Source organism: Amycolatopsis rifamycinica, from assembly GCF_000695625.1.
GTDB lineage: Bacteria > Actinomycetota > Actinomycetes > Mycobacteriales > Pseudonocardiaceae > Amycolatopsis > Amycolatopsis rifamycinica.
Genome location: NZ_JMQI01000028.1, coordinates 214895 through 226971 on the forward strand (window position 1 = coordinate 214895; position 12077 = coordinate 226971).

The 12077-nt window shown below is 72.9% G+C and carries 11 protein-coding genes; 2 read left to right on the forward strand and 9 right to left on the reverse strand.

The window, feature by feature from the left end; translation table 11 throughout:
• Positions 1-198 precede the first annotated feature (198 nt).
• The 3 genes from DV20_RS15455 to DV20_RS15465 are packed head-to-tail and all read right to left on the reverse strand — an operon-like array spanning position 199 to position 4809.
• Positions 199-1083, reverse strand: a complete 885-nt coding sequence (locus DV20_RS15455; protein ID WP_200876438.1) for a S8 family peptidase — start codon at positions 1081-1083, stop codon at positions 199-201.
• A gap of 43 nt (positions 1084-1126) precedes the next feature.
• Positions 1127-3622 (reverse strand): caspase family protein, encoded by a 2496-nt coding sequence (locus tag DV20_RS15460; RefSeq protein WP_043780680.1) that lies wholly within the window; start codon positions 3620-3622, stop codon positions 1127-1129.
• 53 nt (positions 3623-3675) lie between these two features.
• On the reverse strand, positions 3676-4809 hold the full coding sequence (locus DV20_RS15465) for an erythromycin esterase family protein (protein WP_200876432.1): 1134 nt from the start codon (positions 4807-4809) through the stop codon (positions 3676-3678).
• A gap of 31 nt (positions 4810-4840) precedes the next feature.
• Here DV20_RS15465 and DV20_RS15470 point away from each other — a divergent pair, with 31 nt between their 5' ends.
• Entirely contained in the window at positions 4841-5476 is a 636-nt protein-coding gene (locus DV20_RS15470) for a TetR/AcrR family transcriptional regulator (RefSeq protein WP_043780682.1), read from the forward strand.
• On the opposite strand, the gene DV20_RS15475 is transcribed toward DV20_RS15470, so the two are convergent.
• From DV20_RS15475 to DV20_RS15485, 3 genes are read right to left on the reverse strand one after another with little or no spacing between them, the layout of a single operon-like run.
• The gene (locus tag DV20_RS15475; RefSeq protein WP_235190850.1) at positions 5436-5849 is read right to left on the reverse strand and encodes a GNAT family N-acetyltransferase; all 414 of its coding nucleotides are present in this window, start codon (positions 5847-5849) and stop codon (positions 5436-5438) included. The two genes, DV20_RS15470 and DV20_RS15475, sit on opposite strands and share 41 nt — an antisense overlap.
• 47 nt (positions 5850-5896) lie before the next feature.
• Complete coding sequence (recG, locus tag DV20_RS15480; RefSeq protein ID WP_043780683.1) at positions 5897-8050, reverse strand: ATP-dependent DNA helicase RecG; 2154 nt, start codon at positions 8048-8050, stop codon at positions 5897-5899.
• A 3-nt stretch (positions 8051-8053) separates the two neighbouring features.
• Positions 8054-9625, reverse strand: a complete 1572-nt coding sequence (locus DV20_RS15485; RefSeq protein WP_043780685.1) for a DAK2 domain-containing protein — start codon at positions 9623-9625, stop codon at positions 8054-8056.
• A 133-nt stretch (positions 9626-9758) separates the two neighbouring features.
• Here DV20_RS15485 and rpmB point away from each other — a divergent pair, with 133 nt between their 5' ends.
• On the forward strand, positions 9759-9950 hold the full coding sequence (gene rpmB / locus DV20_RS15490; protein ID WP_003091970.1) for a 50S ribosomal protein L28: 192 nt from the start codon (positions 9759-9761) through the stop codon (positions 9948-9950).
• A gap of 47 nt (positions 9951-9997) precedes the next feature.
• Here rpmB and DV20_RS15495 read toward each other — a convergent pair whose 3' ends face one another.
• Genes DV20_RS15495 through DV20_RS15505 form a run of 3 tightly spaced genes read right to left on the reverse strand, consistent with a single transcriptional unit; the run spans position 9998 to position 12066 of the window.
• The gene (locus DV20_RS15495) at positions 9998-10771 is read right to left on the reverse strand and encodes an alpha/beta fold hydrolase (protein WP_043780687.1); all 774 of its coding nucleotides are present in this window, start codon (positions 10769-10771) and stop codon (positions 9998-10000) included.
• A 56-nt stretch (positions 10772-10827) separates the two neighbouring features.
• Positions 10828-11505 (reverse strand): uracil-DNA glycosylase, encoded by a 678-nt coding sequence (locus DV20_RS15500; RefSeq protein ID WP_043780688.1) that lies wholly within the window; start codon positions 11503-11505, stop codon positions 10828-10830.
• 30 nt (positions 11506-11535) lie between these two features.
• Positions 11536-12066 (reverse strand): gamma carbonic anhydrase family protein, encoded by a 531-nt coding sequence (locus DV20_RS15505; protein ID WP_043780689.1) that lies wholly within the window; start codon positions 12064-12066, stop codon positions 11536-11538.
• Positions 12067-12077: the final 11 nt, after the last annotated feature.

The following is a 12077-nucleotide window of genomic DNA, read 5'->3' on the forward strand; positions in this document are numbered from 1 at the left end:
CAGCCAAGACGTTCGAGTCCGCTGCCGCACCCCGGCCGGCACCCGGCAGCACAGCCGCCCGGAGGACTTCGCCGGAACCCTCCGGCCGCGGGGGCGCCCCCCGGGTCCAGTCTATCGGGCCACACCGACGCCCAGGCCGGGAAAACCGCAGGTCGGGCCCGGTTGTCCACACCCCGGCTGCCTTGTGGACAACGCGCGTCAGCCCCCCGGCGCCGCGTAGAGCAGCCGGTTGGCCGTGCCGTCCGGCACCTCCTTCAGCACGTCCGGCGTGGCCGCGCGGACCAGGGCGTCGGCCACCTGGGCCGGGGTGTCGCCGGGGTGCTGTGCCCGGTACAGCGCCGCCACGCCGGCCGCGAACGCCGCCGCCATCGAGGTGCCCGATTCCGGGCCCGCCGTCGTGCCGCCCGCGATCGGGGCCGGGATGTCGGCGCCCGGGGCGTACAGGTCGACGTCCTGGCCGGAGTTCGACGTCTTGTCCGGACGGTCCTGGGGGTCGGAGGCCGCGACCGTCAGCGCCTCGGGCACCCGGCCCGGCGAGTAGCCGCCCGCGTCGGCTGTCCCGCCGCCGGCCGGCACGGCGATCGGTACCACCCTCGCCAGGCGCTTCACCGCCGCGTCGAGCTGGTCGTTCGGGGCCCCGCCGATGCCGAGGACCGCCACCGCCGGCTGCTGGGCGTTCTGCGCGACCCAGTCGATCCCGGCGATGATCTGGTCGATGTCGCCCCCGCCGTCCTTGTCGAGCACCCGCACCGGCACGATCTGCGCGCCCTTCGCGACGCCGTAGTCCTTGCCCGCGGCGATGCCGGCGAGCCGGGTGCCGTGGCCGTTGGTGTCCGAGGTGTCGGCGCCGCCGTCGAGGAAGTCCCGCCCCGGCGCGACGCGGCCCTGGAAGTCGGGGTGCTTCGCGTCGACGCCGCTGTCGATCACGTAGATCGTGACGGCCGATGCGTCGCCGGCGTAGTGGTAGGCGTGGTCGAGGCCGGTCCGCTGGTCGATCCGGTCGAGCCCCCAGCTGGGTGGATCGGGCTGCACCCCGCCGCTCGTGACCTGCCCGGCGAGCACGGCCACGGCCGCGAGAAGCATCCTCATGATCGTCGTGGTACCCCGGCGGTGCCCGGGTGACAACTCAGGGCTGTCGCCCGTTCGGCTGATTCCGGGCGAGGACCGCGGCGTCGATCGCCAGCAGAATGAGGGCCGACACGGCGATCGCCTGCCCCACGTAGGTCAGGGACGAATAGTCCGCCAGTACGGCGAACGTCGGACCCAGGACCCCGGCCAGGCCGGCGATGCCCGCCGCCAGCACCGCGCTGCCGACCGGACGCGGGCTCAGCACCACGGCGACAACGGGAACGAGGACGGCGAGCAGGGCGCCGAGGACGAAGTAGGCGGCGTTGCGGCCGGCGCTGTCGGAGTCGTAGGCGGACAGCTCCCCGAGCTGGACGAGCCACCCGGCGCCGAGCAGCACGCCCAGCCCGATCGCCACCCAGGCCGCCCACCCGCGCACCGGCCCGGCCCGCAGGGCGACGGCGGGGTTCCGGCGCAACGCCACCAGCGCGCACGCACCGGCGAGCACCCACGCGAGGTGCGCGAGGAGCGCGAAGGTGAAGCCGGCGTTCAGCCCGGTCCCCGACTCGGAAGCCGCCTCGCCGACGTAGCCCACCAAGGTGACACCGGTGGCCGAGCCGGCGGCCGAAGCCGTGGACAGGGTGATGCTCTCGCCGACGAACCGGGCGAGCCCGAACAAGGCGGCCAGCCCCACACCGGCGAGCAGCGCGGGCCCGATCCACGCGCGCGTCCGGGGCGCGAGGGCCAGCACCCCGGCGAGCAGCGCACCGGCGGCCACGAGTGCGACGTAGTACTCCATGCCGGGGCGGTATTCGGCGAGGGTGTAGCTGTCCCAGCGGTATTTGAGCGGAAGTCCCACCACGGCGAACACGGAGCCGGCGATCGCGACCACCCCGGCGAACCCCCCGACGGGATCAACGGCACCCGGCGGCGAGTTCCGGCCGGCGGTCACGGTGGTGGCGGGCGGTTCGGAGCCTTGCGGGGGCTCAGTCTTCCCGGCGGCTGCAGGGCGCGCCTCCGCCACGGCTGCATCCCCGACAGGCGATCCCGAAGCTCGCGAAGGATCGGCCTTCCCGCCCACAGGTGCAGGCGCGACCGCAGGGTGCGCCTCCGCCACGGCCGCCTCCCCGGCAGACGAACCGGAAGCCTGCGGCGGATCGGCCTTCCCGCCCACAGGTGCAGGCGCGGCCGCAGGGTGCGCCTCCGCGGCGGCAGCCTCCCCGGATACTTGCGCGGACTCCGCCTTCCCAACCACCACGGGCGCGGCCAGTTCGGCCTCCGGGGCCGCGATACTCCCCGCCCCCGGCTGTGGCCGCTCCGGCGTGGGCGTGACCACCGCCTCGACCTCCACGCCCACCACGACATCCCCGGTCGGCCCGCTCACCACGACCTTCCCGCGCCGCACCCCCGTGTCCCCCGCCGTGACCGAAAGCTCTGCTCCGCCGGGCACCTCCGTCACCGCGATCCACGGGTGCGACGCCTCGAACCGCACCTCGCGCGCCACCGGCGGGCCCAGCACCCGCAGCGAAGCCACCGCGGACGACCGCGCCGCCGCCGACAGCCGCAGCGATGGCACGTCGACCCGGACCACCGCGGACGCCAGTGCGTCCGAGGCCGCCGCGGCCACGTGCTCGATGTCCGTCGACGCCATCGTCTTCAGCGCCTCGAACGCCCCCATCGCCACCGGCAGGTTCGCGCTCGGCAACCGGCGCCGCAGCTCGGCCACCGCGCCCAGCCTGGTGAACGGGTTCTCCGCCGTGATCGCCGCCGCCAGGTCCGCCGGGACCGGGGATGGCTTGATGCGGCGCCTCCTGCTCTTGGCCAGGTACAGCTCGCCCTGCATCTCGATGTCGCGGCTCGGGGTCTGCTTCGGGTTCCGCTCGCGGACCCGGTCGAACAGGTACTCGTACAGCTCCCCCAGCGCGATCCAGCCGTCTTCGTCGCGGTCCGCCTCGCCCGTGCGAAGGCCCTCCACCAGCGCCGAAGTGAACACCGACGGCTGGGCCGGCTGGTCCGAGGCCAGGGTGGCGCCCTCGAACGCGTACTCGATCGAGTTCGACGCCGTGATGACCGCCCTTCCGCGGCCGCCGCGGAAGCTGTCGAGGACGTTCGCGTCGCCCGAGGCGCGGACCGCCACGCCCTGGCCGAACGCCCCGCCGTAGCAGCAGTCCAGCAGCAGGACGATGCTGCGCGAGCGGCTCTGCCGGATGCACTGCTGCACGAACTGCGCGGACACCGCCGTCGAGCGCAGGCGGTCGGGCCGGGTGTTGCGGGCGGCGAAGTACAGGCCGCCCGAGTCGTCCTTCAGGCCGTGGCACGAGAAGTGCATCAGGAGGACGTCGTCCGGCTTGCCCTCGAGGCAGAGGTCCTCGATCTCCGCCTGGACGACGTGCGCGGTTTCGTTGCGCACGACCTGCACGTCGAAGTCGCTGATCGCGCGGTCGGCGAGCACCCCGGCCAGGGCGTCGGCGTCCGCCGCGGGCGAGCCCAGCCGCTGCAGCCCCGCGTTGTCGTACTCGCCGTTGGCGACGATCAGCGCCCGCCTCCGCCCGGCCATACCGGTAGGGAACGCCCATCAGGCCATTGCGGCAAGCAGCCGAACGGGCACACCTATTCAGCGGCGGACCGGAAAATCGTTTCCTGCTTCTCCAGGCAGACGACGGCGTCCCACGCGGCCGCGACGTCGACCGGCGGTGTCATGTGCGCGTGCCGGACGGCCGAGGCCGCGGGGTGCGCGACCACGCACGGCGCCCGATCCGTGAGCACCGCCTCGACGCTGCCTTCCGCCGGTTCGTCCAGGGCCTGCTCGAACATCCGGAACCCCAGCGGGTACGCCGGATCGGGCGCCAGGCCGGTCGTCGTCCCCGAGACGGCGGTGAGCGCGAGCGCGAAGTACCTGTCCCCCAGCTCCGCGGCCAGGTGCGTCCCCGCCGACGGCGCCGTCATGCCCGGCATCGGCGAGAACGGGACGCGCTGCAGGTGTCCGTTGTGGATCATCAGCACGATCTTCTCGCCGGGGAACCGCCGCCGCAGCAACCGCACGGTGGCCGCCATGTACGTGTCCCGCGACGAACTCTGCGGCTCGGGCGCCCGGCCCGCCATCAGCGCGTCGAGCTCCCGCAGGTACAGGTCGACGCGCAGCGCGCCCTCCGCGTGGTGCGCGGCGACGTCGCCGTGACCGAGGGACTCGACGTGTCCTTTGAGGACGGCCAACGCCGTCGTCGCGGCATCCCGGGCTTCGGGGCTCATCGCCGCGTAGCGCCCGGGCGCGACCGCGCTGCTCACCGACGCATACGGCTCACACGCCGCCAACGCATTGTCCACAAGAGACACATTGGCCGGGTCGGCGCGCAGGATCTCCGCACGCAGCGCCCGCAGCGACGGCACCGGCGAGCCCGCCGAGCCCGGCACGTCGAGCCCGGAGAACCGGACACCGCGGCCGCGCAGCCAGGTCAGCATTTCGTGCACCTCGGCCGAGTTGCCGAGGCCGAACGTGAAGCCGTCGCGGGCGATGTCGGCGACCTCACCCGGACCGCCCCGCAGCCACGCGTCGACCAGGTGCCCCTCCGCGAAGCCGCTCTCGAACCCGAGCACGGTGAAGCCGCACTCGGTGACCAGGTGGCGCAAGAGGCGGTCGCGCAGCGCGCCGAACTCGCGGATGTGATGGTTGTTCTCGCCGATGGCGACGACCTCGGCGTCGCCGATCAACTCGGCGATTTCGGCCACGTCGACGGTTCCTGTCATACTGGGCACACTAACGCAACAGGAGTAGCAGTTGGCAACCGAGATTTCCGGGACGAAGCGTCCGGGCGGCCGCACCGAGCGGACCCGCCTCGCCGCGCTCAACGCCACGCTGGAGCTGCTCGGCGAACGCGGGTACGCCGAGCTGACCGTCGAGGCGGTCGCCGAACGCTCCGGCGTGCACAAGACGACGTTGTACCGCCGCTGGGAGTCCGCCGAAGGCCTGGTCGCGGCGGCCTTGCTGCTGGGCGCCGAGCAGGAGTGGGCGGTGCCGGACACCGGTTCCCTCGAAGGCGACCTGCGCGCGATCACCCTGGAGCTCGTGCGCTACTTCACCACCCCGGGCGAGCGCGAGCTGCCCACGGCGTCGATCTCGGCGGCGTTCCTCTCCCCGCGCGCGGCCGACGCCCTGCGCGAGTTCTACGTCGACCGCCACGCCCGTTCGGCGGCCGCCGTGGCCCGGGCGATCGAGCGCGGCGAAGTCCCGCCCGGCACCGATCCCGTGGAGCCGGTGCGCGTGGCCTGCGGCCCGGTGTTCTACCGCCTGTTCGTGTCCCGGGAAGGCGTGACGCCGCAGGACGCGGGAGTCGCGGCGGCGGCGGCCGCCGCCGCGGCGAAAGCCGGCGTGTTCACGGCAACGGACGGCGGAACCGCACCACTTCCAGGGTGACGTCGCCGAGCGTCTCGGTTCCGGTGCCGCCGTCGTCCACCCAGCCCTGCCGGACGTAGAACGCCTTCGCCCGCTCGTTGGTCGCGAGCACCCAGAGAACGGCGCTGTCGCCGGACATCGCCGCGACGACCCGGTCGTGCAGCGCCCGGCCAAGGCCGCGGCCCCAGCACTCCGGCAGCAGGTACAGCGCATACAGCTGCGAAGGCCCGAAGGCCACGAAGCCGACCACGACGTCGTCCTCCGAGACGACCAGCACCTGCCCGGCGCCTTCGCGGAGGCGTCGCTCCCAGGAAGCCGCCCGCTCTTCGGCCGAGAGACGCGCGAGGAAGTCCTCCGGCAGCAGGCCCGCGTACGCCGCCCGCCACGAGGCCACGTGAACCTGCCCGATCGCCGGGGCGTCGGCGACCGTGGCCGCGCGGATCAGCTCTTCTCCAGGTACTCCGCGCGCTCGACGTCGACGACGTCGGCGACCATCTGCGCCAGGCCGCGGTACTTCGTCAGGTCCGGGTCCTGCGTGACGAGCTCCTGCGCCAGCGCCCGGGACGCGGCGATCACGTCTTCGTCCCGCAGCAGCGACAGCAGCTTGAGCGTGGACCGCTTCCCGGACTGCGCGGCGCCGAGGATGTCGCCTTCGCGGCGCAGTTCGAGGTCCAGGCGCGACAGCTCGAAACCGTCCGTGGTGGACTCGACCGCCGCCAGCCGCTCGCGGGTCGCCGTGCCGTCGAGGGCCTCGGTGACCAGCAGGCACAGCCCGGGCACGCTGCCCCGGCCGACGCGGCCGCGCAGCTGGTGCAGCTGGCTGACGCCGAACCGGTCGGCGTCCATGATCACCATCGCGGTCGCGTTCGGCACGTTCACGCCGACCTCGATCACCGTGGTGGCCACGAGGACGTCCAGGTTGCCCGCGGAGAAGGCCCGCATCACGGCGTCCTTGTCGTCGGGCGGCATCCGGCCGTGCAGCACGCCGATCTTCAGGCCCCGCAACGGGCCGTTCTCCAGCTCGGGGGCGACATCGAGGACGGCGAGCGGCGGCCGCTTGTCGCTCTTGTCCGACGGCGGCTCGTCGCCGATCCGCGGGCAGACGACGTACGCCTGGTGGCCCTTGCCGACCTCTTCGCGGACGCGCTGCCAGATCCGGTCGAACCAGGCGGGCTTCTCGGCCACCGGCACGACCGTGGTCGAGATCGGCGACCGCCCGACCGGCATCTCGCGCAGCGCGGAGACCTCCAGGTCGCCGTACACGGTCATCGCGACCGTGCGCGGGATCGGCGTGGCGGTCATGACGAGCACGTGCGGGCTGGTGTCGCCGGAGCCGCGGGTGCGCAGCGCGTCCCGCTGCTCGACGCCGAAGCGGTGCTGCTCGTCGACGACGGCCAGGCCCAGGTCGGCGAACTCGACGTGGTCCTGGATCAGCGCGTGCGTGCCGACGACGATGCCCGCCTCTCCGCTGACGATCTCCAGCAGCGACTTCTTGCGTTCCTTCGCCCCCATCGACCCGGTCAGCAGGGTCACGCGGGTGGCGTTCTCCGCCGCGCCCAGCTCGCCCGCCTGGCCGAGGTCGCCGAGCATCTCGCGCAGCGACCGCGCGTGCTGCGCGGCGAGGACCTCGGTCGGGGCCAGCATCGCGGCCTGCCGCCCGTTGTCGACCACCTGCAGCATCGCCCGCAGCGCGACGACCGTCTTGCCCGAGCCGACTTCGCCCTGCAGCAGCCGGTTCATCGGGTGCTCGGAGGCGAGGTCCGCGGCGATCTCGTCGCCGATTCCCCGCTGGCCGGCGGTGAGGTCGAAGGGCAGCCGCTTGTCGAAGGCGTCCAGCAGGCCACCGCCGACGTGCGGGTTGGCCTTCGCCGGCCGCGAGATGGCCGAGTGGCGCCGCTGCGCGAAGATCAGCTGGACGGCCATGGCCTCGTCCCACTTCAGCCGCTTCTTCGACGCCTCCAGGTGCGCCCAGTTCTCCGGGCGGTGGATGCCGCGCAGCGCGTTGTCGAGGTCCGACAACCGGTGCAGCCGCCGCAGCTCGGCGGGCATCGGGTCGTCGTCGACCTCGAGGACGTCGAGGACCTGGCGCACGCACTTGGCGATCGACCAGGTCGGCATGCCCTGCGCCGCCGGGTAGACCGGGATGATCGCGGCGAGGAAGTCGTCCATCGCCTCTTCGGCGCGGTCGGCCTCGAACAGCTCGTACTCGGGGTTGGTCAGCTGCAGGGTGTCGCGGAAGGCGGACACCTTGCCGGCGAACAGGCCGGTCTTGCCGGGGACGAGGTCCTTCTCGCGCCAGGCCTGGTTGAAGAACGCGCAGGTGAGGCGGCGTTTCCCGTCGGTGATGACCATGTCGAGGATGGTCCCGTTGCGGGCCTTCATCCGCCGCTTGCTCACCTTCTCGATGCGCGCCAGCACGGTGGCGTGCTCGCCCAGCTCGAGGCCGTGGATGTCGGTGAGCTCGCCGCGCTCGGCGTAGCGGCGCGGGTAGTGGCGCAGCAGGTCGCTGACCGTCTCGATGTTCAGCGACGTGGCGAGCGCCTTCGCCGTCTTGGCGCCCAGCAGCAACGGCAGCTTGTCGCGCAGTCCGGCCATCCGCTATTCGACTCCCATCAGCAGCACGGCGTCCGCCTGGCCGCTGGCGTAGCTGGTCAGCTCCACCTCCGGGTGCTCCACCCGCAGCTGCTCCGCGAGCTCCTCGGCGACCCCCGGCGGGGCCGCCGCCCCGCTGAGCACCGTCACCAGTTCCCCGCCGAGCGCCAGCATCCGGTTCAGCACCTTCATCGCGGCCGCGACCAGGTTCGTCTCGGACGCGGGCGCGGGCTCGATCAGCACCACCTCGTCGTCGACCAGGCCGACCACGTCACCGGACTGGGCCCGGCCCACCCAGGTTAGCGACTCCTCCTGCGCGATCCGCAGTTCGCCACGCCTGGTCGCGGCGGCCGCTTCGGCCATCGCGACGACGTCGTCGTTGGTGCGGCGCCCGGCGTCGTGCACGGCGAGGGCGGCGAGCACCTGCACCGGTGACGCGCACGGGATGACCACGACGTCCCGGTCGGCGGCCATGGCGTGCCCGGCCGCGGTGTCGGCGGCGGCGGTGAGCGCGACGCTGCCCGGCAGCACGGTCACCTGCTGCCCGGCGGCCTCGTTGAGCAGGCCGATCATGTCCTCGACGCTCGGCGTCCCGCCTTCGGGCACGGCCAGCACCGGGATGCTTTCGGCCCGCAGCAGCTCGGCCAGCGCCCCGCCGTGGACGACGGCGACGACCGTGCGGTCGATCCCGCCGCCGGGCTCGATCGGCGTCGGCGTGAGCAGTGGTTCGACGCGGATCTTGCGCGGCCGGCCGAGCGCGAGCCCGGCCTCGATGGCGGCGCCGATGTCGGCGCAGTGGACGTGCACGGCGTGGCTGCCCGAGCCGTCGCCGGCCACGGTGACGCTGTCGCCGAGGCCGCTGAGCTCCTTGCGCAGGGTCGGCAGGTTCGCCTCGTCGACACCGTCCAGGAGGTACATGACCTCCCAGGCGTAGGCCTCGTCGTGCGCGGGGGCCTCGAGGGCGTGGTCCTGTTCGACGGGGGCCCCGGTGAGCACCCCGACCAGCGCGTCGAGCACGGCGACCAGGCCGCGCGCCCCGGCGTCGACGACCCCGGCCCTGGCCAGCGCGGGCAGCTGCTCGGGCGTCTTCTCGAGGGCGTGCGCGGCCTCCTGCGCAGCCTTCTTCGCGACTTCGCCGAGCGGGCTCGTCTCACCGCGAACGGCGAGGGCGACGGCGTGCAGGACGGTCAGGATGGTCCCGGCGACCGGGCGGCTGACGGCGCCGGTGGCGACTTCGTCGGCGTGGCCGAGGGCCTCGGCCAGCCACGGGCCGTCCAGGTCGCCTTCGGCGCGGTCGGCGAGCCCGCGCACGACCTGGGAGAGGATCACCCCGGAGTTGCCCTTCGCGGAGGCGACCGCGCCCCGCGCCAGGATCTTCAGCGCTTCGGCGGCGTCACCCGGGGTCGCTTCGGAGAGTTCGCGGGCCGCGCCGGTCATCGTGAAGAGCATGTTGGAGCCGGTGTCGGAATCGGCGACGGGGTAGACGTTGATCTCGTCGATGGCCGGCCGCAGGCTCGCCAGGCTGCGCACACAACCCGCAGCCCAGGCCGACACCGCCGCCGTGTCCAGCACCCGCACCCCGCAACCTCCTGACCGGTCCGAGGCAGCGTATCGACCCGGTGCGGGGCCTCGCGAAGCCAGTAGTTACTATGGTCGAGTTGCCCAGTGCATCTGGGCTCATTTCTATGACCCAGATCCAAAGGAGTTCGACGTGGCTGCCGTGTGCGACGTCTGTGGCAAGGGACCCGGCTTCGGCAAGTCGGTCTCGCACTCCCACCGCCGTACCAACCGCCGGTGGAACCCGAACATCCAGACCGTCCACGCCAAGGTGGGTGTGTCCCAGCGCAAGCGCCTGAACGTGTGCACCTCGTGCATCAAGGCGGGCAAGGTCGTTCGCGGCTGAGGCGAGAAGTTTGGGGTGGCGGGTGCTCGCGAGAGCACCCGCCATTTTCATGCCCGCTTCAGGAAATCCGTCAGCGGGTCCTTGAGGGTTTCCGGGAACTGCAGCACCCCGTGGTCCTGGCCGGCCAGCGTCTCGTGACGGGCGCCCGGTACCGCCGCGGCCGCCGCGCGGGCGCCTGACCGGAGAGCCTCGTCACTCGCGCCGCCGCCGATCACCAAGGCCGGGATCGAGATGCGGGCCAGCGAGGCCCGCGGGCGAGCATCCGGGCCGACGATCGTCAGGTCGTACGGCAGCGTGTGCGCCAGCGCCGTGAACCAGCCCCACACCGGCGCGGACTTCATCCCCTCGATCATCTCCGCCGGGGTGCCCGCGACCTGCAGGAACGTCGCCACCGCGCCATTCCGGTCGCCCACCGCCAGCTGCGCCCGCACCTCGTCGACGACGTCGGCCCGTGGGTGCTCGTCGGTCGCGTACGGCGGCTCGTACGCCACCACGCGGTCGATGCCGATGCCCGCCGCGGCCGCCTCCAGGGCCAGGACCGCGCCCGACGAGTGGCCGAACACCGACGCGGTCCCGCCCACGTGGGCGATCAGCGCCGCGAGGTCCTCGATCTCCCGCTCCATCGCGTACTCGGCCGAGTCGCCGGAGTCCCCGCGCCCGCGGCGGTCGTAGGCGATCGTCGTGAAGTCGCCGGCCAGGACCTCCGCCAGGCCCGCCACGGTCGTCCGGTCGTTGAACGCGCCGCCGACCAGGATCACCGGCGCGCCCGAACCGCGCTGCTCGAAGTGGATGGCCGTGCCGTCGGCCGAAGTGACGTTCATGCTTCCTCCAAAGGGTTCACCCCTGGTCGGAGCCGTCACACCGATCCGGACACCGGTCAGGGGAGTTTCCAGTCGACCGGCGCCGCGCCTTGGGACTCCAGCAACTGGTTGGCCCGGCTGAACGGCCGCGACCCGAAGAAGCCGTTGTGCGCCGAAAGCGGGCTCGGGTGCGCGGACTCGATGCACGGGACCTCGCCCAGCATCGGCCGCAGGTTGCGGGCGTTGCGGCCCCACAGGATCGCCACCATCGGCTCCGGCCGGGCCGCGAGGGCCTTGATCGCCTGCTCGGTGACCTCTTCCCAGCCCTTGCCCTGGTGCGAGTTCGACTTCCCGGGCTGCACGGTCAGCGCCCTGTTGAGCAGCAGCACGCCCTGGTCGGCCCACGGCGTCAGGTCGCCGTTGGACGGCAGCGGGTGGCCGAGGTCGTCGCAGTACTCCTTGTAGATGTTGACCAGGCTCTTCGGGATCGGCCGGACGTCCGGCGCCACCGAAAAGCTCAAGCCCACCGCGTGCCCGGGCGTCGGGTACGGGTCCTGCCCGACGATCAGCACGCGGACGTCGTGGAACGGCTGCTGGAACGCCCGCAGCACGTGTTCACCCGCCGGCAGGTAGGTCCGGCCCGCGGCGATCTCCGCGCGGAGGAACTCCCCCATCGCGGCGACCTGCGGCGCCACCGGTTCGAGGGCTTTCGCCCAGCCTGCCTCGACGATGTCCTGCAGCGGTCGTGCGGTCACGGCCCGCGAGCTTACCGGGCGTGGCCGAGGTCACCCGAGCGGGTCGAGCCGTCGCAGTTCGGTCCGGAACCGCTGGGCCCGCCGGACGTACGAATCGACGACGAGAGCGATGTTCTCCGCGCTGAACGACTTGTTCTCCCGCACCTTCCCCGGCACGCCCAGCGCGATCTCGCCGGTTTTGACGTGAGCACCGTACGAGAGCACCGCGCCCGCGCCGACCATGCCGCCGTCCTCGATCACCGAGCCGTTCAGCACCACCGAGCCGGACGCGATCAGGCAGCCCGTGCCGATCGTCGCGCCCTCGACGTGCACCGCGTGCCCGATGGCCGACGACGGCCCGAGGATCGTCGGGTGCCGTTCGGTGCAGTGCAGGACGCAGCCGTCCTGGACGTTCGAGCGCTCGCCGATCTCGATGTACCCGTGGTCGCCGCGCAGGACCGTCTGCGGCCACACCGACGCGTGCGCGCCGATCCGGACGTCGCCGATCACCGTCGCGTCCGGGTGGACGTAGGCGTCGGGGTGGATCGTCGGCTCGAGATCACCGAGTGCGTAGATGGCCATGCCGCCTCCGG